Annotated in this window: 20 protein-coding genes; 11 read left to right on the top strand and 9 right to left on the bottom strand. The window is 42.0% G+C overall.

Annotated features, from left to right (window positions below; all coding sequences use genetic code 11):
• Positions 1-74 precede the first annotated feature (74 nt).
• The 5 genes from LDO37_RS22280 (at position 75) to LDO37_RS22300 (ending at position 5,867) form a co-directional block, all read left to right on the top strand.
• Positions 75-833: a response regulator transcription factor gene (locus LDO37_RS22280; protein WP_126609030.1), complete on the top strand. Its 759-nt coding sequence runs from the start codon at positions 75-77 to the stop codon at positions 831-833.
• Complete coding sequence (locus tag LDO37_RS22285; RefSeq protein ID WP_126609029.1) at positions 830-2,173, top strand: sensor histidine kinase; 1,344 nt, start codon at positions 830-832, stop codon at positions 2,171-2,173. Before LDO37_RS22280 ends, LDO37_RS22285 begins: the two co-directional genes overlap by 4 nt.
• Before the next feature lie 98 nt (positions 2,174-2,271).
• Positions 2,272-4,188, top strand: coding sequence for a TonB-dependent receptor domain-containing protein (locus tag LDO37_RS22290; protein ID WP_126609028.1), 1,917 nt, complete (start codon positions 2,272-2,274; stop codon positions 4,186-4,188).
• Between the two features lie 47 nt (positions 4,189-4,235).
• Positions 4,236-5,150 carry a siderophore ABC transporter substrate-binding protein gene (locus LDO37_RS22295; protein WP_126609027.1) on the top strand — a complete coding sequence of 305 codons (915 nt, stop codon included), beginning with the start codon at positions 4,236-4,238 and terminating at the stop codon, positions 5,148-5,150.
• A 156-nt stretch (positions 5,151-5,306) separates the two neighbouring features.
• Positions 5,307-5,867 (top strand): sugar O-acetyltransferase, encoded by a 561-nt coding sequence (locus LDO37_RS22300; RefSeq protein WP_126609026.1) that lies wholly within the window; start codon positions 5,307-5,309, stop codon positions 5,865-5,867.
• Positions 5,868-6,011: 144 nt separating this feature from the next.
• On the opposite strand, the gene LDO37_RS22305 is transcribed toward LDO37_RS22300, so the two are convergent.
• The 6 genes from LDO37_RS22305 to LDO37_RS22330 form a co-directional block, all read right to left on the bottom strand.
• Positions 6,012-6,557, bottom strand: coding sequence for a hypothetical protein (locus LDO37_RS22305; protein ID WP_126609025.1), 546 nt, complete (start codon positions 6,555-6,557; stop codon positions 6,012-6,014).
• Positions 6,557-7,096: a YaeQ family protein gene (locus LDO37_RS22310; protein ID WP_126609024.1), complete on the bottom strand. Its 540-nt coding sequence runs from the start codon at positions 7,094-7,096 to the stop codon at positions 6,557-6,559. The genes LDO37_RS22305 and LDO37_RS22310 overlap by 1 nt, the downstream gene beginning before the upstream one ends.
• A 133-nt stretch (positions 7,097-7,229) precedes the next feature.
• A complete protein-coding gene (locus LDO37_RS22315) occupies positions 7,230-8,189 on the bottom strand; it encodes a sensor histidine kinase (RefSeq protein ID WP_185829893.1) in 960 nt (319 codons plus the stop codon).
• A gap of 14 nt (positions 8,190-8,203) precedes the next feature.
• On the bottom strand, positions 8,204-9,502 hold the full coding sequence (locus tag LDO37_RS22320; protein ID WP_126609022.1) for an HD domain-containing phosphohydrolase: 1,299 nt from the start codon (positions 9,500-9,502) through the stop codon (positions 8,204-8,206).
• Positions 9,503-9,663: 161 nt separating this feature from the next.
• Positions 9,664-11,337: a HAMP domain-containing sensor histidine kinase gene (locus LDO37_RS22325; RefSeq protein ID WP_126609021.1), complete on the bottom strand. Its 1,674-nt coding sequence runs from the start codon at positions 11,335-11,337 to the stop codon at positions 9,664-9,666.
• 5 nt (positions 11,338-11,342) lie between these two features.
• The gene (locus tag LDO37_RS22330; RefSeq protein WP_126609020.1) at positions 11,343-12,164 is read right to left on the bottom strand and encodes a phosphate/phosphite/phosphonate ABC transporter substrate-binding protein; all 822 of its coding nucleotides are present in this window, start codon (positions 12,162-12,164) and stop codon (positions 11,343-11,345) included.
• Positions 12,165-12,476: 312 nt separating this feature from the next.
• Between LDO37_RS22330 and LDO37_RS22335 the strand changes: the two genes are divergently transcribed.
• Entirely contained in the window at positions 12,477-13,736 is a 1,260-nt protein-coding gene (locus LDO37_RS22335; protein WP_126609461.1) for an MDR family MFS transporter, read from the top strand.
• A gap of 78 nt (positions 13,737-13,814) precedes the next feature.
• Here the strand turns inward: LDO37_RS22335 and LDO37_RS22340 are convergent, their stop codons facing one another.
• Positions 13,815-15,119: an inosine/guanosine kinase gene (locus tag LDO37_RS22340; RefSeq protein WP_126609462.1), complete on the bottom strand. Its 1,305-nt coding sequence runs from the start codon at positions 15,117-15,119 to the stop codon at positions 13,815-13,817.
• A 119-nt stretch (positions 15,120-15,238) separates the two neighbouring features.
• Positions 15,239-15,715: a CreA family protein gene (locus LDO37_RS22345; protein WP_101114294.1), complete on the bottom strand. Its 477-nt coding sequence runs from the start codon at positions 15,713-15,715 to the stop codon at positions 15,239-15,241.
• A 241-nt stretch (positions 15,716-15,956) separates the two neighbouring features.
• On the opposite strand from LDO37_RS22345, the gene LDO37_RS22350 reads away from it, so the two are divergent.
• The 3 genes from LDO37_RS22350 (at position 15,957) to LDO37_RS22360 (ending at position 19,228) form a co-directional block, all read left to right on the top strand.
• Complete coding sequence (locus LDO37_RS22350) at positions 15,957-16,493, top strand: flavodoxin (RefSeq protein WP_126609463.1); 537 nt, start codon at positions 15,957-15,959, stop codon at positions 16,491-16,493.
• A 62-nt stretch (positions 16,494-16,555) separates the two neighbouring features.
• A complete protein-coding gene (locus tag LDO37_RS22355; protein ID WP_224055889.1) occupies positions 16,556-18,367 on the top strand; it encodes an HD domain-containing phosphohydrolase in 1,812 nt (603 codons plus the stop codon).
• A gap of 171 nt (positions 18,368-18,538) precedes the next feature.
• Positions 18,539-19,228, top strand: coding sequence for an HAD-IA family hydrolase (locus LDO37_RS22360; protein WP_101114296.1), 690 nt, complete (start codon positions 18,539-18,541; stop codon positions 19,226-19,228).
• Positions 19,229-19,765: 537 nt separating this feature from the next.
• Here the strand turns inward: LDO37_RS22360 and LDO37_RS22365 are convergent.
• The gene (locus LDO37_RS22365) at positions 19,766-20,974 is read right to left on the bottom strand and encodes an aromatic amino acid transport family protein (RefSeq protein ID WP_126607205.1); all 1,209 of its coding nucleotides are present in this window, start codon (positions 20,972-20,974) and stop codon (positions 19,766-19,768) included.
• Between the two features lie 432 nt (positions 20,975-21,406).
• Between LDO37_RS22365 and LDO37_RS22370 the strand changes: the two genes are divergently transcribed.
• Positions 21,407-21,994: an acyl carrier protein phosphodiesterase gene (locus LDO37_RS22370; protein ID WP_126607301.1), complete on the top strand. Its 588-nt coding sequence runs from the start codon at positions 21,407-21,409 to the stop codon at positions 21,992-21,994.
• Positions 21,995-22,137: 143 nt separating this feature from the next.
• Positions 22,138-23,388 carry a DEAD/DEAH box helicase gene (locus tag LDO37_RS22375; protein WP_126607302.1) on the top strand — a complete coding sequence of 417 codons (1,251 nt, stop codon included), beginning with the start codon at positions 22,138-22,140 and terminating at the stop codon, positions 23,386-23,388.
• Positions 23,389-23,500: the final 112 nt, after the last annotated feature.

Here is a 23,500-nt window from a genome sequence, read left to right on the forward strand (position 1 = left end):
AAACAGATCACATTGATTTTGCTTTTTAATAAGATGATAATGATTCTCATTATAGTTAGATTGGATATGGAAATATGTTTGACGCGGTCAATAGTTTTGAGCTTTCTTCAGCATTTGAAAGCAGTACCAATGAAAAAGAAATTAACCTGTTATTGGTAGAGGATGACCCAGATCTTAACTCTCAACTTTCGGCATTGTTGTCGTCTCAACAATACAATGTAACGAGCTTTGAATCGGGTTCAGCGGCGTTAGAGTGCATGAAGACGAGCTCGTTTGATTTGATTGTGCTGGATGTCGATTTGCCTGATGTTGATGGCTTTGAGTTATTGAACTTTGTCCGCGAACATTCAAGTACGCCAGTCATTATGCTGACTGCTTATGGCGCAGAAGAGCACAGGATCCGTGGGTTACAATTTGGTGCCGATGATTACATCTCTAAGCCATGCAGCTTCACCGAGATATGTTTGCGAATAGAAGCGATTTTAAGACGAACGCAATCACGTATTAAGCCTATAAGCAGTTCATCTCAACTTACTCATGAAGAACTCGTTCTAAATAAGTACACGCAAATCGTAACGGTACAGGCAAAAGAAGAGCCTGCCGACGTTCAACTCACGCCTATTCAGTTCAAATTGTTGTGGACGTTAGCCCAAAACAAAGGGCATGTGCAATCTAAGCCTTATCTATATCAAGCTGTGCTGGATCGTGATTTTTGCCAATATGATCGCAGCCTAGATATGCACTTGAGTCGAATTCGTAAAAAGCTTGTTGCTGAAGGCATGCCTTCAACCCGTATTAAAACCGTTCACGGTAAAGGTTATCTGTTTGTATGAAGAAAGTGCTTTTCTGGCGACTCTTTATCATCCTTTCATTAGGCGTCGTCATCTTTTTCTCATTGCTTCACAGTGTTGCGATTCTATCTGAAGAAAAAATGAGCTACATCAAGCAGTCGCATCGAGATGAAATTCTCGCTTGGGGTAGCAAAGCACAAGATTTAGTAGACGAAAACCGATTAGACGAGTTGGACCTTTGGTTAAAAGAACTGGCGGTTCAAGAAGATACGTGGGCGACACTCGTACGTTCGCAGGTCGATGTAATCGGCGGAAATGCACTTAACCAACGATTTTTTGATGGGTATGGGATTGGTCGAAATGTTGACTGGAAAATACACCTCTATTTTCCGGACAATCCCATTATGGAAGTGGCTCTTAGGCAAGGGAATTATCACTTTTTAATCATATTGCCTGATCGCATGAGACCGGGAACGTATATGTCTCATGCGTTTTGGTTGTTCCGATTTGTTATCCCGTTTATAGCCTTGCTTGCATTAACGGTTTATATCTATCGCTATGTAATGAAACCATTGCAGCGCTTTCACTATGCAACACAAGAATTTAGCCGAGGAAACTATCATGAGCGAATCGGTAACTCTGAAATAAACAGTAACGATGAATTTGGTGAAATCGCCAGAACGTTTGATGAAATGGCCGAACGTACGTCGACGGTTATCGAACATCATCGTAACCTGATCAGCGATATGTCCCATGAGATTCGAACACCGATCAGCCGAATAGAACTGGCGCTGAACTGTATCGAGCGCGGCATCGATGTAAAAGGCATGTTCAGTCGAATCGAAACGGAAGTACGCAATGTACGTCGATTAGCAGAAGATACGCTGACGCTTGCATGGATTGAGAACGAACGGCCTGACCTTAGAAAAGAAACGTTCGATCTAACGGAGTTAGTTGATTCAATCATTGAAGACGCATCGTTCGAATACCCAAATGCCAATATATCAGTATCGCTACCCGATCATTTGGTCTTAAGCCATTCTAGCCAACGCGCCTTAGGGCAAGCTATTGAAAACGTAATCCGTAATGGTCTCCGGTATACACCAGAGCAGGGAAGTTTTCATGTATCTGCGGAAAGGCTGGGAAATGACGTTGTACTAAAAATTCGAGATTCTGGGCCAGGTGTTCCAGAGTCGATGCTTTCTCAAATCTTTAAGCCATTTTTTAAAGTAAAGCAAAAAAACAACGAAGGACGAAGCGGATTTGGTGTTGGGCTAGCGCTGGCTAAACGACATATAGAATCTGTTAAAGGAAGAATCATAGCGGTAAACAATGCAACTGATGGCTTAGAAATGATCATCACGTTGCCACATGATGCATAATGGTTTGATATGTAACACTTGTAAAAGTGATTTACTCAATAGGGATGGATAAGCAGAATTCACGGCGATAATAGTTCTCATTACCAATGGAGTTGTCCGTGAACTCAATTTCTCAATTTAAATTAACACCTATTGCAAGTGCATTGTTACTGGTATCAACCGTCAGCGTTGCACAAGACGATATTGAAGTTATCGAAGTAAAAGGAAGCCAACATCAATCGGTTGATATTTCAATCGATCAAAGTGCATTAGAAAACGCGCAAGCGAATGATTTAAACGATATCTTTCGTAAAGAATCCGAAGTAAACGTTGGTGGTTCTTCTTCTGTATCGCAAAAAATTTACGTTCGTGGCTTAGAAGACACGATGTTGAACGTTAGCGTAGATGGTGCCGAACAATCCGGTAATCTTTTCCATCACCAAGGGCGCTTATCCATTGAGCCTGAGCTTTTAAAGCGAGTAGAGGTTAACGCTGGTGCAGGACGTGCGACAGATGGACCAGGGGCATTAGGCGGTGCAATCAAATTTGAAACCAAAGATGCCCAAGACTTGCTTAACGGTGGGGAACAATTCGGCGGTAACGTAAAGGCTGGTTATTACAGTAATAACAGTGCGTATAAAACATCCGCCAGTTTATACGGAAACGTAACTGAAGACTGGGGTGTGTTGGCGAGCTTTAGCTACAAAGACTCTAACAACATCGTCGATGGCAATGGCGATGAGCAAGAATACAGCGGTTCGAAGCAGAAATTTGCGTTAGTTAAGCTTTCAGGAAACCTAACAGACACCCAAAAGCTTTCCTTCAGTTATGACTACAGCGACGATAACGGTGAAAAGCTTAACCGTCCGCATTGGGTACCAAGTAAGAAAAATGCGGCATTACAGCAAGAAACAGGTCGTCAAACGCTGACATTGAACCACCAAATTGCGGTGAGCGATTACGTCAATGTCGACACAACGATATACACCAACGAACAAACGCTAACGCACAAAGATCACCCGCGTTGGGGAACCAGTGCAGGAAGCATGAATACATACGGCGGTAAGCTGTTTAACACTAGCCACTTAGGCAACCACTCACTCGTAGTTGGTGTGGATGTTAAGCAAGACAACGCAAAACTAAACACGGGTGGCAGTGACAGCACTGAAAAAGGGACCGTGTATGGCGTGTTTGCCCAAAATGATTGGCAAGCAACTGAGCAGTTGTTACTTACTGCAGGTGCTCGATACGACACTTACAAGCTTACCGACAGCAAAGATGTTGAATTCGACTCGAATGGCTTTAGCCCAAATGTAGGTGCTACGTTCACCGTTATCGACGGTTTGGATGTATTTGCAAGTTACGCGAAAGCGTTTAGAGGTCAGCAAACCAAAGAGTTGTTTGTTTTGGATTACAGACAAAATGATCCAAACCGTAAGCCAGAGAAAGCCACGAATGCTGAAGTTGGCGCAAAGTACTACAACAATGGTTTTAGCGCTGGTATCACTCTTTTTGATAGTGAAATCGAAGATGTTGTGAGCAACAAAGGCAAAGAGATGACCAATGTTGGCAAATTGACCAACAAAGGTGCAAATGCGTTTGCAGGTTACGAAGTCGGTGACCTATCGACAAGACTCAGCTACAGCCAATCCAGCCCTAAGTTGGACGGAGAGCCATTGACCGATGACAACATGACTATCGGAACATCTGTTGGTGATACATGGATTTTAGATTTCATTTATCAGCCGCAAGAAACGATGGAATTTGGTTGGAATACGAAGATTGTAGAGCGTTTAACGGAAACGGGTAATTCCGTAACTGAAAACGAAAAAGCAGGCTACAGCGTGCATGATCTTTACGCTCGTTGGATGCCGCTAACGGATGAAGAATTGGCATTAACGTTGTCGGTGAAGAACGTGTTTAATGAATACTACTTTGATCACGCGTCTTACTACGTTTATGGCGACAGTACCGTCGCACGTGGCTTCGCGAATGCTGGTAGAGACATCAGATTCAACGTGAGTTGGTCATTCTAACCAACTTTTTTAAGGCAAAACTAGAATTAGTGAATTAAGGAAAGACAATGAAAACATCGCAAACCTTGCTGAAAAGTGCGCTTATTGGATTAAGTGTACTGTTTGCCAGTGTTGCAACAGCAAAGTCCATTACTGTTGAACATCAAATGGGGAAGACGACCCTAGAGTCTATACCTCAAAATGTTGTGGTTTTAGGTCAAGATAGCCTTGATGTACTTGATGCAATTGGTATTGAACCAGTAGGGGTTGTGAAGGCTCATTTGCCTGCTTATCTAAGTAAGTATAAAGACGATAAGTATAAGGCGGCAGGGTCATTGTTCGAGCCTAACTTTGAAGCTATTTACAGTATGAAGCCTGATCTGATTATTGTTAGTAACCGTAGCTCGGGCTCTATTGAAGAGCTTTCTAAAATTGCACCTACAATCCTTTTCTTAGCAGATTCAAAAGATTACTGGGGTTCAACAAAGAAAGCTTGGCGTATGTTAGGCGAGGTTTTTGAAAAACAAGACGTCGTAGAAGCGCTAATCCAAGACAAGCAAAAGCAAATCGAAGGACTTCAAGAGCTATCAAAGAACTCTGGTGCTAAAGCGTTAGCTATCATCACGAGTGGCGGTAAAATTGGTGCCTTTGGTAAAGAATCTCGTTATGGTTACATTCATACGTTGTTCGGCTTCCAGCAAGCGGTCGAAGATATCAAAGCTAAATCGCACGGCGACAATATTAGCTATGAGTTCATCGCCAAAGCGAATCCAGATGTACTGATTGTTTTAGATCGTGATGAAGCTATTGGCGCATCGAAAGGTGAAGCGAGAAAGCAACTTGATAACGCTCTTATCAAGAAAACCAACGCGTTCAAAAACGATAGTATCACTTACATCAGCGCACCTGTCTGGTACATTTCGGCAAGTGGTGTGACAGCGACTCAAATCATGATCGATGATATGAAGAAAGCACACAATTAATCGTTATGAACTAGTTTCTCGCGATTAGTAAGGTGCAGAAAAGTATAAAAAGACCGCAAAATGCGGTCTTTTTTTATGTCCTTTGATTTTGCCCTAATTTTGAATGTATTGATTTGGCTAGTATGAATTCAATCACCTCAAATTGAAGGTAAGTGAATGACCACTGAAAAAGAAAAAATGCTAGCGGGCGATCTGTATGAGCCTTGGGATGATGAAATTCACAGCGAGCGTATTGCTTGTCGACGTTGGCTACAAAAGCTAAATCAGAGCCTCCCAAACAGCAAAGAGTGGCAAGATGCCATTGCTGCGCTACTGCCTGAAGCAAAAGGCGAGGTTTATTTAGAACCTCCTTTTTACTGTGATTACGGGAGCAACATTGTGGTGGGGGAGAACTTTTACGCTAACTTTGGTTGCACCATTTTGGACGCTAATTCAGTTGAAATTGGTGACAACGTCATGTTTGCACCAAGTGTACAAGTGTATACCGCGACACACCCCTTAGACGTGAAAACGCGAATAACTGAAGGTTTAGAGTACGCGAAGCCAATTCGTATTGGCGACAATGTGTGGGTAGGGGGAGGCAGTATTATTTGCCCAGGCGTCACGATTGGGGATAACTCAGTTATTGGCGCTGGAAGCGTTGTAACGAAAGATATTCCTAGCAATGTTGTTGCTGCGGGTAACCCGTGTCGGGTTATGAGAAAGATTGAGCAATAGCTATTCATATCTTTAGCAGAATAGGACTGTGAAACTGTATAGTTTTTGTTTTTTCTATCTTGGATGCAGAAACAGAAAGGGAGCGTTTGCTCCCTTTTGATTTCTCATAGCTAAATTGAATGGGTATGGTATCGCAAATTCACGTTAGCTGAAGGTTTTCGATAGCCAAGCAGAAACTCTAGAAAATACCGAATGTTTCGTAACCACTGAATTGTGAGATTTGCCGATGTAGAAGGCTTTCATCAACTCGGTACGCGTTTTTTCGATATCGGAGTTCTCTACCTTTGCAAGTGCTTCACTGGTTTGAGTAGCGTGATCATTTGCTAGGCTGAAGTCCATCTGCAAATAGCCTTGAGCCATTAACCATAGTCGAGTACAGCAAAGTAAATCTTTCGGCAGTTCAGCACTGAATTTATCGGAATGCTCACCACCTAAGGTATTTTGAATAATGTCACCCATACTTTTTAATGTATCGGCTTGTGTTTCAATATTGACCATTAGCTCCATTTGAGCCTTTGTTAGCGTCCCAAGCGCCATATCAAAAGGGCTTTTCTCTGGGTTATTTTGACAAGCTTGGTTGAATATTGCATCGCATGTCTTGATGATATTACGGCTTCTGACTTGGTCTTCACTTGAGAGTGTCAATTCGTTCATACCAGCAGAGGCTAAAATGTCAGTGAGATTGGTCATTAGGATGCGTCTTTTAGCGTTTCCCAAACAATCTCGCAATCACCGTTATCTGCGGTAACGAACACAGAGTTTCCTGTTAACATCACAGACAGGTCCATAGTGCGAGTAACTAAAGAGGCAAGTTGTTCAATGCCATCCCAATCGAGTCGGGTGACAGAGGTGTCCAACATACCTATCTTGCCTTGGTTTTGATTCCACCAAACATTCGACTTGGTGTTAAAGCTGTAAACATGCACTTTTTTTGCCAAGCGAGTGGATTTTTTGATTCGTTCTACATCAGGTTCGCCGACATCAATCCAAAGTTGGATTTGGTCATCTAAGCTTTTCTGCCAGATATCTGGTTCCTCAATGCTTGAAAGACCTTTGGTAAATTCAAGCCCTTCTTGGGCATTCAAACAAAAAGCGATGACTCTAGCCATCATGCGTTGTTCATTTTCAGAAGGGTGTTGAGCAATCGTTAGATTCAGAGAATCGTAATAATCTCTATTCATATCCGTTAACGTGATACGAAATTTGTAAATAGTAGGTTTAAGAGCCACAGTTTTTGTCTTTGAGAGAGGGTATGGAAGTATTGTATACCCAAGTAACCTAAAGGTGCAGTTTAGATCTCAATTTAATTCAGAATACGGCAAGATGTTGATTTATTGATACTAGAATCCGATTTCTAGTCACTTACAAACCAGGTAAAAGAATAGTAAAGGTTGTGCCTTTATTTGGCTCGCTGGCCACCTCAATAGAGCCCTTATGGTGCTTTATAATCTCATAGGTTATGGAAAGCCCCAGTCCGGTGCCTTTTCCGACCTCTTTTGTTGTAAAAAAGGGTTCAAATATGTGGACTAAGTCCTCATGTTTAATGCCTTTGCCTGTGTCTCTTACTGTTATTTTTACCCAGTCTTTATCTCCCATATCAATAGGCTCTGTTACTACTGTGAGTTCCCCTTTATCAGGTGTTGCGTGTTTGGCATTGATAAATAAATTGATGAAGACTTGCTGTAATTGAGTTATGGAACCCATGACTTGAGGAACATAATCAAGGTTCTTTTTCAGTGTTAGTGAATGTTTAATTTCACCGTTAACGACTTTTAGGGCCGTTTCAACGCATTCGTTGATGTCAATCGGTGTGAGTTCGGTTGTCCCTTTGTGTGAAGCTTTTTTGAAATTGTGGGATATTTCTCGAATACGTTCCAACCCTTGGGTTGTTTCTGTCAAAAGTTCGCTGATGTCTAGCGCTAAGTGATCAATGTCGATTTTTTCTCGATACGCAACATAAGCGCTAAAGTCCCCATTGTCTTCTTTGCTTTGCATTGCGAGTTGGTCAAGGCTGATCAAATCGCTTACGTACTCGTTCAAAAGCTTTACGTTCGATAGAGCAAAGCTCACAGGGTTATTGATTTCATGAGTGACACCTGCCGCAAGCTGACCAATTGCCGCCATTTTTTCGGTGTGCACCATTTGGTGTTGAAGTTTACTTACGTTATCCAGTGTTTCTTCTAGCGATTTTAGGCTGTGATAGAGCTCTCTTGATTTCGTTTCAAGCAGCGCCTCAGCTTCTTTACGAATTTTCTTTTCACGCAGATAAGCACGTTCGAAAAACTCACGGTCAGTACTTTCAGTGGAATTTTCTTTATTCATAGGCACTTTCCGTGTCATATGAAGTACGCAAGTGTTGTATTATTGTGGCGCTCATAATCGATCAAACGTCTTAGCATTGCCTCATTTATCTCGCTACCTCTTGTCAGCATGGCTGAACCATTGGAAAGCATAACGTCTCGTTTCAACACATCACCAACGTTAAGTTCATTAACGCCAACGCAGTATTCGATTTCATGCACACCATCTTGTGGTCTTTCCTGAAGTACCTGTACAAACGTTTTCACTACTTCTCTATCGTATATCGTTCCTGAGTTTGACTGCAGGTAGTTTTGAGCAGCAAACGGGGACTTGTGAATCTTGTTATTTTCTCCCGCAACCATGTAGTCGTAGTCTTTTACAACTCGAAGAATACGTGAGGCGATGGGGATATCCTTTCCTTTGATATGACCGGGGTAGCCCGTGCCATCAAAGTTCTCATCTTGGTGTCTAACCAAAGAAGCAATGCTGTGAAAGCGTGGCAGCTGTGAAATAAGCTCTGCCCCAAGGTCTGGGTTACTTGAAGGTGCAATATGGCTTTGCTGATAGTTCCGACCCAAATGAACTTCTTGGTCGGTCCCTATGATTCCAAGTTTGTGCATAATTCCGCACATGTACGTCTGTTTAACATAGGCTTCATCCAGCCCATATAAAATTGCGACTTGTTTGGATTGATAAGCAACTCTCTCAATATCTTGTGCGTTGCATCCTGTTCTAAATGAAATAAGCCCAGTGATCAACGAAAGCACATCTCTAAAAAGCCCAGAGCGGCTTTTCAATGTGTTTTTTAATTTCGCGTTGGATTCACGCAACGCTTCAGTCCGCAAGGCGACTTTTTCTTCCAATGCAACATTGACTTGTGCCAGCTGATCATTTTTGGATTCTAATTCTTTACTTAAGCGATTTTTTTCCTCTTTGACTCGGAAAAACTCCAAAGATTGTTGCAATGTGAAGCGTAAATTGTCGTTATCCCAAGGTTTGCTAAGGTAGGTGCTTACGCCACCATCATTAATTGCTCGAACGGTATCTTCTACGTCACTGTAGCCCGTCAGCAATATGCGAACAGCTTCTGGTTGAATGTCTTTTGCGTATCCGAAAAAAGTAGCACCATCCATGTCTGGCATTTTCATGTCTGAAACAATGATGGCGACCTCTTGTGCTTCAAGATAAGAAAGTGCTTCGCTGGGTTCTGTAAATGGGTGGATTTCAAAGTCGCGTCTAAGTACGCGTGTTAGCGCTTTAAGTATATCTGCCTCGTCATCGAGCAGAACCAATTTGGGTTTGCTAATTGTGTTAAGTGCATTTAAGTCGTCCATGGCACCTCCAATTTCAGTTCCAGATACTCTTATACAATATGTATGCCAATTAACTGTGCTATTTAAATAACCAATTTATTTCAGCAAGTTAGATTTTAATTGATGATTCCAGTTTTGTTATTCGGCTGTAAACAATCTAATTTTTAAGATTAATCATGTATCTATGGGAAATTCTTCATATTGGTTCTCATTTTGCCTGTCTCTTTGAGATCACTGGCTAGCGCTTCAGATGGCAAACAAATCTTAATTTGGGAGCCTTGATGCAGCTGGCTGGTTACTTCTATCGTACCGCTATGCTGTTCTACTATGTTGTGAGTTAACGTTAGCCCGAGCCCCGTACCATCGCCAACTTTTCGGGTTGAATAAAACGGGTCGAAAACCTGTGAAATCTGATTTGACGCAATACCCACTCCGACATCGGATATCGTAATGCTCACAACATCGTCTTCGTTATGAGTCGTTACTTCGACACAGCCTTTTGACCGCCCTTGCATGGATTGAAGCGCATTTTTCAAAACCGCATTAAATGCTTGTTTGAGTTCGGCTGGATTACAAAAGACCAGTGCATTGCTGTCGAGTTTCGTTTCTATGGTTGTTTCACAGGGGTACTCGTATTTAACTTGTTCGACACACTGTTTAAGGATTTCATCAACGTTGTTTTCAGACTGCGGCGAATCCTTTTGGTAGACAGAGTAGCTTTTTAACCCTTGCACAATATCGCGAACTCGATGCGTATTGGCTAAGGCGTCTTGCAGCGTATCTCCAAAATCATGCTCTATAAAACTCATATCATTTTTTTCTACCCAGGCGCTTAGAGACGCAATGAGTTGATTTCTACGTTCGTCGTCTTTTTCATTAATAATGGTGAACTGGAGAGTCGCGAGGTTTTTATAGCAATCCAAATACTCTAAAGCGGTTTGAATATTGCTGTCGACCGTACCTATAGGGTTATTGATTTCGTGAGCAAAGCCTGAGGCCATAGTACCGATAGACGCCATCTTCTCACTTTGTACCAGCTTTCCTTGCATCTCTTTTAGCTGTCGATTTGTTTCAACCAAATGTTCGTTGTTCGCTTTCAATTCTGCGGTTCGGCTTTTTACGGTGGCTTCAAGTGAGCTGTTAAGCGCTTCTAGCTGCTGTTGATAGCTTTGGCTGGTCTGTTCCGATTTAACTAACTTACTCACCATGGTGTTGAACGCTTGAGCTAGGTGTGAAATCTCATCATTGCCTGTATCGTTAACCGTAATGTTTCGTTCGCCACGCGCTAATCTTTCAGCTGCTTTTTCTAAGTAAGTGAGTCGCTTAGTGAGAAAAGCCCCTAAAACGTATGAGAAAAGTGCAACAAGTGCCATTTCACCCATGACGATAAAGAAGCTCCATTTCTTTGCCTCTTCTATTTTTTTGTTGAGCGATGACATATCCAAACCAATTTGGACATCGCCATAAACAATTCCAGCCTCTTTTATCGGGTGAGCGACATCAAAAATACCGTCGGTAACCAACTCTGCACTCATTTCCGGCTTTGAATAATGGTTTAACAGATTTTCGTCACCCAGTACGGCAAGCGGCTTACCATCTTTGCCTAATACTCTTACATAGAGTAGGTCGGGGTTGGTCATCAATTCCTGTGTGAAGGATTCAAGCGAGGCTAAATCCCAACTTAAAACCGCATCTTTAACAGTACTTGCGAATAAACTTGCTGTTGTCTCTGCGCGCTTAGTCAAGCTGTCGTAGTTGGTTGTCTTAAGATAACCAAGCGTCAAGGTGACGAGCAGTGCAAGGAGCACTGCTTCAATTAACGCGACACCGAAAATAGTCTTAAGACGAAGAGACATAGCGGTTACTGCTCCAGTAAATGCGAAAGTAGTGTAATTTCGAGTGACCTGACGTCGTCCCAATCTTTGTCTTCAGCCTGTGTAATTCCCTTAAAATTAATAGATTTAAGTAAGGATTGACCTAGCGGATCGTTTGTCATGTCCATCATGGCTTTGGCAATACTTTTCAAAATATCCGCATCTAAATCTGGTGATGCTGCGAAAGCATGAGGGGTATATCCAGGGGTATCCCAAAGAACTTTCAGTGACTCCTTAACTTTTGGAGAGGTGTTATTGAATGTTCGATAGACGCCTCCTCCTGCGGGGAATATGCCTTTCGACACCGCAAGATAAACCGAATCATGAGATGAAACATAGTTGGGGGTGAACGCAATGCCATCCAGATTCATTTTCGCCCGTGGTAATGCGCTGGCGGCAAAAGCAGCAGGGGAAGGAAAAGCCAATTGCTGCTCATTTAATTCGGCGAGGTTTTTTATTTCGCTGTCTTTCCTAACAACGACAATACCTTTGATGGATTTATTGGCTTGTTTTGCAAACGCTTCATACCCGGGCTTTTGGCTGAAAACCGTATAGTGGTAAGGATTCATGTAGGCGATATCATACTCGCCACTCAAGAGTCTTTTCTCGAACGTTGGAATGTCTTTTGCCGTCGCAAATGAGATGTTGTGACCAGTTTTCTCACTCAAGTAGAGAAAAATAGGCCCCCACTTCGCTGCTAATTTTTTTGCTGATTGTTGCGGTACGATTCCAAATGAGACATCCGCTGCATAGCCATGTAATGGAAAAACCAAAAGTACCGAAAGTAATCGCCAAAGAGTTTTATTCATTATTTTTCCTATTGATATTCCTAACCCACTAATAACTAAAGAATAGGACATAACCCAGATATTGGAAATTTGAAACGTTAGTATGCTCGAAAAACGATCAGTTTCTGAGCTTCATTAATAAATAATCAGTCATAAGAAGTACCGTATAACGTCAGTAGTAGAATCTGTTGATATACAACTAAATTATCAAGATAAATACTCATATGTTTCTTTGATGGAAAGTCAGAATCCGTGATACTGAGTTCATTAGGGAAGAATGACTTCACTTAACAAGTGATGAAATCGGAACGGTATTTATCAAAAGGAAGTGTAATGGGAGAAAAAGGCAGTCAGGAAAGTTTATTTCAGTGGCAACGAATTCAAAGGTTTAACTTCACAATCTGGACAGTCCTTAGTGGCACGCTGTTGGCAAGAACCAGCTACTTTATGGCTTGGCCTTATTTAATCGTTTTTCTATATCAAGATTATAATGCGACAGCTCTAGAAGTAGGTGGGATGCTTGCTGCTTCCGGATTAGTTGGTGTGTTTACTGGGCTTTATTCGGGGTACCTTTCTGATAAGTTTGGGCGAAAGTGGGTCATGATTGCTGGCAGCGTTATCGCTGCTCTCGCATACAGCGGTATAGGTATCGCGAATGAAATTTGGCAGTTTTTTGTGCTACTCACTCTGTGTGGGTTGATGCGACCTATGATTGAAGCTCCAGCCAAAGCAGTAATCGGCGATAATTTAAGTGATGTTAAAGATCGCGAGCTTGCGCTCAATATTCGTTACTTTGTGCTCAATCTTGGTGGCGCTATCGGGCCACTTATCGGCATTACGTTAGCACTCGCTGCTTCACAGCAACTCTTTATTGTTACAGGGGTTACATACCTTTTATTCGGCGCATGGTTGTGGTTAAGCTTTTTGCGTTGCCCTGAAACAACACAAGGCGAGGGTGGGGAGATGCCTGATTTTAAAGCAACGGTGAAAGTCATCGCACGCGACAAAATCTTTCAAATCCTATTAATTGCCAACCTGATCATGATGTTTGTTTATGCTCAGTTAGAATCCTCTTTGCCTCAAGTATTAGTGAGAAGTTCTCTGCCAGATGCGGCGACACTGATCGCTACGCTAGTGTTAGTGAATACCCTTACGATTATTGTATTTCAGTTCCCCATGCTCAAATTGATGGAGCGTTTTCCTTTATTCATGAGAACACGAATTGGCATGCTTTTAATGGGGTTGGGTCAAGTCGCTTTTATCTTAACACCTGAGAACTGGGTACTCGGTTGGGCACTAGGTTGTTTCATTGTCAGCCTTGGCGAAGTTATCGCCTTCCCAACGTTGAGTGTGCAAATAGATCAGATCGCGCCTGAACATTTAAGGGGATCTTACTTTGGAGCGGCAGCAATCTACTCTTTAGGTTTCGCCATAGCACCTCTTGTTGGAGGAGCAATGCTGGATACACTCGATGCTGACTGGCTATGGGCACTTTGCATTGGTTTGTGTGGTGTGATGATTTGGTTGTACAAGCTGGTGGAAGCCAGATCGTCTAAGCAAGAAGCGCTAAAAGAGTCCTTAGCTAATTCTTAGTTCGCAAATAATTCAAAACTAAAAACGGGGCTTCAAGCCCCGTTTGCTGTTCTCGTTTTAATATTTCTGTTTCAGAAACTATCTATCCCAGTATGTCTCTTCTAAGCTGTCTTCGCGTTCTGGTAATGCGCGGTTTAAGCGAGGAGAATGTTGGGTAAGCACTTCATAACTCACTCGGTTGGCATACTTACAAATCTGTGAGAGGGAAGAGTAGCTTAAGAAGTTCTGTTCATGTTTACTCGAATTAGGCACATTGGATTTGTGATACTGATTAGCTGCCATATCGTGCAACAAAGAAGAAAGGGCGGCATCACCTGCTCCGTTGGTATTCTTTATTTCAAGAGGACCACCTAGGTAAGGCGCAATATGAGAGTACACTTTTACAGGGTGACGACATTCTTCTTTTTTAATCGAGCGGCTGAACTCGTACTTGTTGAATTCTGCAATATTGCCCGGCAACAACGGGAAGGTTGTTTCGCGCTTACGCTCATCTTCTGTATATCCCGCCATATATAAGCCCACAGGGCCCGCAGTACACAAAACAAGGTCGACCCACTCAAGCGCTTTATCTGCCGCCAGTAGAGGATCTTTTTCGCCAGTCAGTGCTTCACCTTCATCTTCATTCATTGCAACAACAGTGACGTTTTCTTTGAGGTATTCTTGCCACCACGTCTCGTTACCTTCGATGACGTACTTCGTCCCCAAGGTGAGAACAACAGGGACATTGTGCTTCTTCGCCAGTTCAACCGCTCGCTGAACCGCTTGTGGCATTGGGTCTGTTGGTTCTCCCCTCATCAAGTAAGAAGAAACCACCAACGCGGCTGATTTCTTGAATACTTTTTCAGGAATGCTTTCAGGCGATAGCTGATTCATTTGACCGACGTTCAACGCAAATGTGCGCTCACCGTCATCAGAGATCAATGTGTAGCAACGACCAATAGGACCATCTACCGTTTGAAGGTAATTCAAATCCATGCGAGAAGACGTATTACACAGGTAGCGATAAGCGTAAGAACCCACTTCGATGTTTTTGCTCATTACGCCCAAAAGAACAGATTTGCTGTCGGCCAATACAGAGTAATTGTGAAGTGTATTACCGATAGTGTCGCCCGGGTACTCATGAGTAATCAGGTTTTTCTCGGTCAATTCGCGGTATAAAGCATCTGCTTTTTGCTCTTCCAGTACCAGAGAGTGACCTTTGCTTAAGTCATAGCGTTCAAGAAAGTCATCATCAACTCTCGCTTCGATATCCACAATGGTTTGACCTACACCAATAATGGTAGGACGACTTAATTTTGGTGTTTGGCGAATCTGATTAACAAGTGGATCACGAGAATGGGTAGGGAAATAGTGTTTGGACTTACGCTGACCGGGAAATTTCATGCTGATACAAGCGACATTTGAAAAACGAAGCGCGGATTCTACACAAAATTAAAACTCAAGTCACCCCAAGTTGAGAAGGTTGAATCTCCGCTTGGGGTAACCTTTACCGGTGTTTCTTTTTATTGCTGAATATCGGCTTTTTCAACAAATGCCTTTGTTCCCCAAAGAGGAACGGTCGACAAACTGTGCTTGAAGCTACCTGTCGTTTCTTTTGTTGAATAGGAAAGGTACATCAAAGTCTGAGTGTTTGGATCAAAAATACGTCGAATCTTCATGCTCTTGAAAAAGATACTTTTTGATTTTTTAAATACCACTTCACCCGATTTTGACTTATCAATTTGTGCGATCATCTCAGGTGTAATATCGCCCGTTTGGCGGCATGAAATCGAGCTATCACTTGGGTCCGATAGGCTTAAATCTGCTTCTATACTCGCAACATGACAGGTAACCCCTGTAACCACAGGATCAACCCATGTATTCAACTTAATGTCTTTCATGGTGAACCAGCCCAGCCCTACATCACCGACTTCGTCGCTACTGTCACAGGCTGTTAAACCCAAAGCGAGTAGGGGAACAATCGCAAGTTTTTTCAACATATTAGATCCCAATTATTTAACCATTAGTTATCCATCAACCTACAACATTAAGCCAATTCCTGCGAGTAATAAATACCTATAAGGCTAACCAGTACCGCTTTTTGAACACGTAAAAGGAAGCTAGGGTGTATAAGTTATTGTGGTTGCTGATGGTGGTCTGTATGCTCTTTGCATGTAGTTCATCACTCAATGGCACTTGCAACTCGTGCATTTGCATAATTTGGGGAAAAGGCATAAGCATTTGAGTAATCAAAACGAAGAACACCAAGCACTAATAGAAAGAAAAAATCAGTGGTTGTACTCGCAGGTCGACGTAAAGTACCCAACAAAAGAAAGTTTGGCAGGGCGTAAACTCTATAAGCACTTTCAATCCAACAAAACTTACAGCACAGTATCGGTAGATGATTCATTTTCTAGTAACGTGGTCGACGAATTGTTTATTGTCGATTTCCACCGCCTGACGATCTGTTTTGCAACGTTATATTCTAACCATTGGGATGACAAAGAGTCGCAATCTCTCATCATTGAGTTTTTAACTCAAATAATATTAGAACCTGACTTTCCCATTATTATCGGCTTTAAGAATGGTGAGCCCATTGGATGTGCTTTAGGAACTATCTGTGATAGGGAAATATTGATCTCCGACATATATTTGTTGAATGATGAAAAAGGAAGTTATCTTAACTTTGTTCAGCAAATTGTTAATTTTACAGATAATAATTTTGATGTTGATAAATACATAATTGAACACCACGAATCTCACTTGATTACGTCGTAGACAGTGCTTTTCGTTATGTGATATGTTTCGCATAGTTTTGCAAATATATGCACGATTGGCTTATGAGATGTTCGTTCTTACTAACGTTATTGACCTATTTAAACTGCTTGGTTTCTGCTCAGCTCGTTGCAAGTGAGCGGATAACCTCAGAGCAGTTGAAGCTAGCCACTGAAGGGCTAGAGCACTCACAGCATATTCTTATATTGCATTCATACGACCCTTCTTATGAATGGACAGCCGATATTCAGCAAGGCATCAACACGGCGTTTAAACACAGCAACGCGCTGGTTGCTCCTTCAATCGAATACCTAGACTCAAAACGCATTCATGAAAAGTCATATTATGAATCGTTTAAACTCTTTCTTAACCTTAAATATGAAAATTATCACTTTGATGGAATTATTGTAAGTGATGATAGAGCCCTTGAATTTATTAAAGGCTTTGACAGTGAGCTTGTAAAAAATGTGCCGATAGTAGCTATTGGTATTAATGATAAAAGTGCATCTTTAACTTCTTTATCTGAAGCGGTACATATTGTATACGAAGAAGACAATATATTAGATAATATTAAATTAATTATAAAAATAAGACCAAATATTAAAAAGTTGTACCTTCTTTCTGATAACAGTATGACATCGTCAATTGTTAGAGGTGAAATAAAAACGCATATTCGTCAGTTTAAGAATATTGAACTCGTTGAACTGACTGCGGAAACGTTGGAACAAGCACAAGAAGTCCTAATTCGTGCGTCTGAGAATGATGCTGTTCTCTTAACACACTTTAATAGTGAATTAGAAAGTGGCGTGTTCCATAGCTACGATAAAATCGCGAGAAAAATCAGCCATTCTAGTTCCGCACCAGTATTCGTTCTCTGGCGGCACAACATAAAAGGCGACATTCTTGGTGGTCGCGTGCAAGATCCGTATTCTTTGGGTATATATGCCGTTAAGCTGCTAAGTAAAGAGCTACCACTTTTGCTTTCTCAGTCTCTTCCTGATTCAAAACCGTATCAAGATCTATTTAATTACGCAGCGCTTGAAAGGTTTAATATTTCAAAACTCATGTTGCCCAAGCGTGCAGAAATAGTGAATAAGCCCACTTCCTTTGTCGAAGCAAATCTACGAATACTATTCATCTCAGGGAGTATCATTGCTGTCTTAGTCGTCATCATAGCGATGCAGTCTGTTTCAATCCGGCAAAAAAGAGAGCTTGCGAATAAGAACAGGAAAATTTATGAACTTCAGGACAAGACACTTAATGTTCAAAAAGACATGATTTACATCTTAGGCGAGGCAATAGAGTCGCGTTCTGGAGAAACAGGTAACCACGTAAAGCGTGTTGCAAGCCTTTCTAGTAAGCTTGCTCAACTTTACGGTTTGGATAAATCGGAATGCGATCTACTAGAAGTCATTAGCCCAATGCACGATGTAGGTAAAATAGCCATTCCTGAAGCGATATTAGACAAACCAGGGAAACTGACTGAACAAGAATGGCAATTGATGAAGACTCATACAATAAGTGGGTTTAACTTGCTCAATTCATCAGACGGGGACGTTATGGCGCTTGCGGCTGTTGTTGCTCTGGAACATCACGAGCATTGGGACGGTAATGGCTACCCAAATGGTAAGAAGGGAGAGGACATCCATCTCTACGCTAGGATCACAGCAATCGCAGATGTATTCGATGCACTTTTGAGCCAACGGTGTTATAAAAGTGCGTGGCGTATATCTGAAGTGAAAGAGCTGTTTATGGAAAAATGTGGAAAGCAATTTGATCCGGAAATATGTGCCTTACTTATTGAAAATATAGAAGAATTTATAGAATTGCGTCGTCTTCATCCTGATAATGTCGTTCCTTTAGAGCACGCCATATAGTCTACAATCACACTTAAACAAGACAGCGAGATACATAATCATAAGCATCGTGATCAAGATGCCACTTTAGATAGAAACTCGCGTTGCCAATAGCAGTTTTTATCAATTGATCTTTTCAAAAAAGAATGTCTGTACAACACTGAAATTTCTCTCAGAGGAGTTGGGTGGAATATGGATAAAATACGTTGCGTTATTTTTGATTGTGAAGGCACGTTGGTTGATAGTGAAACATTATGCTGTCAAGCGATTGTCGATGTGTTCGCCCATTTCAACAAGCCTATATCACTTGAAGATTGCCTCAATCATTTCCAGGGTGGAAAGCCTGCGGATATCTTGTCTGAAACTTGCCATCGCTTAAACTGCAATTTATCTCTCGACTTGCTCGAGCCTTTATATAGAGATAGAAAACAGTCTTTGTATGAAGCGAAGCTTAAACCTGTAAAGGGAGCAAGCTACTTGCTTAAGCAGTTGCAGCAAATGGGCATAAATGTCTGCATAGCGTCTAACAGCGAAAGCGACAGAATTGCACACGCCCTCGAGCTCACAAACTTAGATGGTTTTTTCCACAACGCCATTTACAGTGCATTTGATGCAAACAGCTGGAAACCAGAACCTGATCTATTGCTTTATGCAGCGTTAAATATGGGAGTTTCTCCAAAAGAGTGCATTTATGTTGATGACACCCTTAAAGGGGTGGAAGCGGGTATAAAAGCGCGGATGCAAACGTACTACTACCGCCCGAGTCAGCCAGAGTATCAAGTCGATCATGAACTCGTACACACCATATCAAACATAGAAGAGTTGCTAAAATCGCTGGAAGAAAAAGATCCTCAGTTTAATTTAAATTTTTCAGCACTTTAAATGGTAAAGCGCATCAGCTCTAATTCTCTAAATTTCAATTTCACTTAATAGCAAAAAGGCACCTTTCGGTGCCTTGTTTAAATAGGTCCAACTGATTATTGCATCTTCACTAATGCACTGTTTCAGGGTTTTGCTCTTCGGGAGTCTCTTCCTTCGAAACCTTTCCGCACTGTTCGCAAATTAACGTTTTTCCATTTTCAGAAATCAAATAATCTTCACTGCCACAATGTGGGCAGGAACAAACAGGTTTTGTTTCATATTGGACTGGAGTGAAGCTTAAAAATTTCAACGGCATATCAACCTCACTATAAACTGGAAGTAACGTCACACAAAAAAGGTTTGGGTTGCATTAACCGCTTGCTGCAACAACGTTTTTGAATATAGCAGTCGAGTTTTTAGAAATCTATTTGCGTTTCCGATATGTTACCAGATTCACTTGGAAGTGCGCCAAGATTCAAATTTTTTGAATGTAGTTTGATAAAAACAGCGATCTAGCTTGCAAAATGAAATCAGTTTGCAAGCGTTTGTGATCGAAATCTATCCAGTGGATGCTAAAAATCCGAAAGAAATCAGAAGCTGTGTAGTAATAATGACGATACCGGCTGTCGTACATATAGTAAGGCTTAACGAGCCTCCTGCTACTTTATACTCAAACTCTTCTGAGTGAATTTTCCGCGCTTTATGAGCCATTTTGACAGGAAGGAAAATAGCGAGCACAACAAGTGCAATTGCCGCATACCCCAATGCCATAATGAAACCTTGGGGATAGTACAAAGCAAATGCCATCGGTGGGATAAATGTAATAGCCGCTGTCCGGGTTCTCGACGCTTTGACGACCGATTTAAGACTGTCCCCCAAAAACTCAAATAACCCCAAACTGACGCCCAAGAATGACGTTAGCAGCGCTAGATCAGCAAATACAGCAATGGCGTTTTTGATGGCGCCCGACTGAGAAGCATCCGTAAGCGAAACCATAAGCGCACTTAACCCACTTTGATTGGCAAGATCGCTCTGGCTTAAAACACCCAGCGTCGAGATTTGCCAGAGTATGTATAAGAGTAAAGGTAAAGATGCCCCAATGATCAGCGCTACCCTTAAGCCTTTTATGTCTTTATTTAAGTATTTTACGATTGCCGGAATACTGCCGTGAAAACCAAATGATGTAAAAATAACTGGAAGTGCAGAAATTAATAAGCCCTGCTGCAAAGGCATATTCACCAAGTAACCGGTATTTATCCCAGGTGCCAGAACGTATAAAGCCACGCCCATTGCGATGATTTTTACGGAAAACAATACTCGGTTAATCTTATCGACAGACGCTGTGCCCATGGTGACGATCGCCGCTACGAGAACTGTAAACAGAACCGTAGACGCCTCTTGGCTGACTGAAAAACTCATAGTGGATACTAAGCGTTGATGAAATTGCCCACCACCGCCAGCAATGTAGGCTGCGCAAAGTGCATAAAACAAAAATAGCATCGCACAACTGGCCACCCATTTCCCTTTTTGCCCAAGGAATTGCTCAGCAAGCGTATGAAGAGTGGCATCATGATCAGCAAATTGATGTACTTCCAACATGAGAAGTGCGGTGTAGACCATTAATAGCCATATGAAAAACATGATGACTAACGACGCCAAAAAGCCAATACCTGCTGATGCGAGGGGCAGGGCTAACATTCCTGCTCCAATTGTTGTCCCGGCAATAATTAAAGTGCTGCCAAAGATGCGAGATTTTTGTGTGTTCATTTATTTTTACAACTTAGTGTTTTTAGGGCAAGCAGAACAGTCAGAAATGATGAGATAACCGACTTTATTAGATTTTTAGGACTGTGCCAGAACGTGGTTAATGATACAAATATGCATGTAAACTAAAATAAACCAATATTGTAAATATATTTTTACAGGGGTGTTTGGTGGTGATTTCTAGAGGTAAGTCTAAATTTCATAGAAGCGGTAACGAATTTTAATATGAATTTCCGGTCTATTGATATATAGCTAATTGATAAACGCGTATGGAGTAAATTCCCTTTCAGAGGAAAATGTATGATTGAAGAACGTAATGATGAAGAAAACCTTGAACTAATAGATGCAATGGAGATTGGGCTAAACTTATCAAACTACTTACTGGAAGAATTAGCGGAAGACGAATGCTGATAGCTCAGTAACCACTTCCTATTCATGAATTACCTCGCCCATCTTCATATTGCCGATCATTGTAAAAGCAATTTGTTAGGAAACTTGTTAGGGGACTTTGTCAAAGGGTCTCCTGAAGGTCGCTACCACAAAGACATTGTCGATGGCATCAAGCTTCACCGATTTGTTGACTCGTATACCGATACACATAGCCTAGTTAAATCGCTGAAACCTCTTTTCCCCTCAGAATTGCGGCGCTATGCACCCATTGCACTTGATATGTTTTGGGATCATTGCCTAGCGAATCGATGGGAAGAGCATCATAGTCAATCACTCCAACAATTTTGCTCACACTCGGAGCATCTCATTAAACGAACCCAGCCTAGTACGCTGCCTTCGCGTTTTGTCACCATGTCTTCACATATGTGGGAAGGTCGATGGATGGAATCCTATGCGGATCTTGAAAACATCCAGTTTGCGTTATCGCGAATGGCGATGCGCCGACCAAAGCTAGAAAAGCTGAGCCTTTGCTCGCAAGTGCTGGCTCAACAATATGATCCACTTATTGAAGCATTTGACTCGCTTTACCCTGATGTTCTTGCCCAATCAAAGCAATTCTTCAAAGCTTTGTAGCCAGCTTGCCTTCATAGAATCAAACATTCTGAGATATTGAGAAACTTAAGAGCATACGAGCCTGAAAGCTTGTCGCTAGCATCTTTAGGCAGTTTGGGTATACAATCCGCGCTTCTTGTTACTGCTCCCGGATTTTGTAAACCATGTCTTTCGAACAACTCGGCTTACAGCCAGCCATTCTTGCTCGCCTTTCTAAACTCAACTTCAAAGAGGCAACACCTGTTCAAGAGCGCGCTATACCGCTTGTTCTACAAGGGAAAGATGTACTGGCAGGGGCGCAGACGGGAACAGGTAAAACTGCCGCTTATGGTTTACCCATCATTCAGCGACTCATCGAAAACCCCAAGCCACTAAAAGACGAACTTGTACGTGGGTTGGTATTGGTACCAACGCGAGAGCTCGCGCAGCAAGTTCTGGATAACCTAACCGATTACGCTGAAGAGCTGGATATAAAAGTGCTTGCCGTTTATGGCGGTACGAGCATGCGCGTTCAAACGGACAATCTAAAAGGTGGGGTAGACATATTGGTGGCGACTCCGGGAAGACTTCTGGATCATGTCTTTACGAAAAATATCCAGCTAACTGAGACGGAAGTGCTTGTTCTGGATGAAGCCGATCGCATGCTAGATATGGGTTTCATGCCCGATATTCAGCGAATACTCCGTAAGCTGAATGATGCTCGTCAAACGTTGTTTTTCTCTGCTACTTTTGCCGGTAACGTAAAAAAGGTCGCTTACAAGATACTCACCGATCCTGAAGAGGTTCAGGTTACGCCAAGCAATTCAACAGCTGAAACTGTAAAACAGATGGTCTACCCAGTAGATAAAAAGCGCAAAGCTGAACTACTGGCCTATTTGATTGGATCGCGAAACTGGCAACAAGTGTTGGTGTTTACTAAAACCCGAGAGGGATCAGATTCATTGGTGAAAGAGCTCAAATTGGATGGAATCAAAGCAGCGTCTATCAACGGAGATAAAAGCCAAGGCGCAAGACAAAAAGCATTGGATGACTTTAAATCTGGAAAGGTCAGAGCGCTGATAGCGACAGACGTAGCAGCCAGAGGTTTGGATATTCACCAGTTAGAGCAAGTCGTGAATTACGATATGCCTTACAAAGCAGAAGACTACATTCACAGAATCGGAAGAACGGGTCGAGCGGGTAGTGATGGCTTTGCTATTTCACTAATGAGTAGAGACGAAGAATACTTGCTCAAGACCATTGAGAACCTGCTGGATAAGCGTTTACCACAAGAGTGGTTAGCGGGTTTTGAACCTAGCTTGGTTGAAGAACTTTCAGAAGACAAACCAAGAAAACGCCAAAGTCGAAGTGCAGAAAAACGTAAAATGAAAGCAAAAATGAATATTCACAAAGGTCGCGGGAAATCCAAGAAATAGGTTTGATTGCTTCTTACGGTGTCATCAAATTAGATGACACCGTGAAAATAAGCAGACCTAAAGAAGAAAGTATCTTGAGGTCACATGGGTATAAGGCGAATCAAGCAAACAC

The organism is Vibrio penaeicida (genome assembly GCF_019977755.1).
GTDB classification, from domain to species: domain Bacteria; phylum Pseudomonadota; class Gammaproteobacteria; order Enterobacterales; family Vibrionaceae; genus Vibrio; species Vibrio penaeicida.

Coding starts and splice junctions, on each gene's coding strand:
- LDO37_RS22330 (WP_126609020.1), bottom strand. CDS start 12,164: ATGAATAAAACTCTTTGGCGATTACTTTCGGTACTTTTGGTTTTTCCA.
- LDO37_RS22335 (WP_126609461.1), top strand. CDS start 12,477: ATGGGAGAAAAAGGCAGTCAGGAAAGTTTATTTCAGTGGCAACGAATT.
- LDO37_RS22285 (WP_126609029.1), top strand. CDS start 830: ATGAAGAAAGTGCTTTTCTGGCGACTCTTTATCATCCTTTCATTAGGC.
- LDO37_RS22280 (WP_126609030.1), top strand. CDS start 75: ATGTTTGACGCGGTCAATAGTTTTGAGCTTTCTTCAGCATTTGAAAGC.
- LDO37_RS22360 (WP_101114296.1), top strand. CDS start 18,539: ATGGATAAAATACGTTGCGTTATTTTTGATTGTGAAGGCACGTTGGTT.
- LDO37_RS22300 (WP_126609026.1), top strand. CDS start 5,307: ATGACCACTGAAAAAGAAAAAATGCTAGCGGGCGATCTGTATGAGCCT.
- LDO37_RS22355 (WP_224055889.1), top strand. CDS start 16,556: ATGAGATGTTCGTTCTTACTAACGTTATTGACCTATTTAAACTGCTTG.
- LDO37_RS22295 (WP_126609027.1), top strand. CDS start 4,236: ATGAAAACATCGCAAACCTTGCTGAAAAGTGCGCTTATTGGATTAAGT.
- LDO37_RS22340 (WP_126609462.1), bottom strand. CDS start 15,119: ATGAAATTTCCCGGTCAGCGTAAGTCCAAACACTATTTCCCTACCCAT.
- LDO37_RS22320 (WP_126609022.1), bottom strand. CDS start 9,502: ATGGACGACTTAAATGCACTTAACACAATTAGCAAACCCAAATTGGTT.
- LDO37_RS22375 (WP_126607302.1), top strand. CDS start 22,138: ATGTCTTTCGAACAACTCGGCTTACAGCCAGCCATTCTTGCTCGCCTT.
- LDO37_RS22305 (WP_126609025.1), bottom strand. CDS start 6,557: ATGACCAATCTCACTGACATTTTAGCCTCTGCTGGTATGAACGAATTG.
- LDO37_RS22370 (WP_126607301.1), top strand. CDS start 21,407: ATGAATTACCTCGCCCATCTTCATATTGCCGATCATTGTAAAAGCAAT.
- LDO37_RS22345 (WP_101114294.1), bottom strand. CDS start 15,715: ATGTTGAAAAAACTTGCGATTGTTCCCCTACTCGCTTTGGGTTTAACA.
- LDO37_RS22365 (WP_126607205.1), bottom strand. CDS start 20,974: ATGAACACACAAAAATCTCGCATCTTTGGCAGCACTTTAATTATTGCC.
- LDO37_RS22325 (WP_126609021.1), bottom strand. CDS start 11,337: ATGTCTCTTCGTCTTAAGACTATTTTCGGTGTCGCGTTAATTGAAGCA.
- LDO37_RS22315 (WP_185829893.1), bottom strand. CDS start 8,189: ATGAATAAAGAAAATTCCACTGAAAGTACTGACCGTGAGTTTTTCGAA.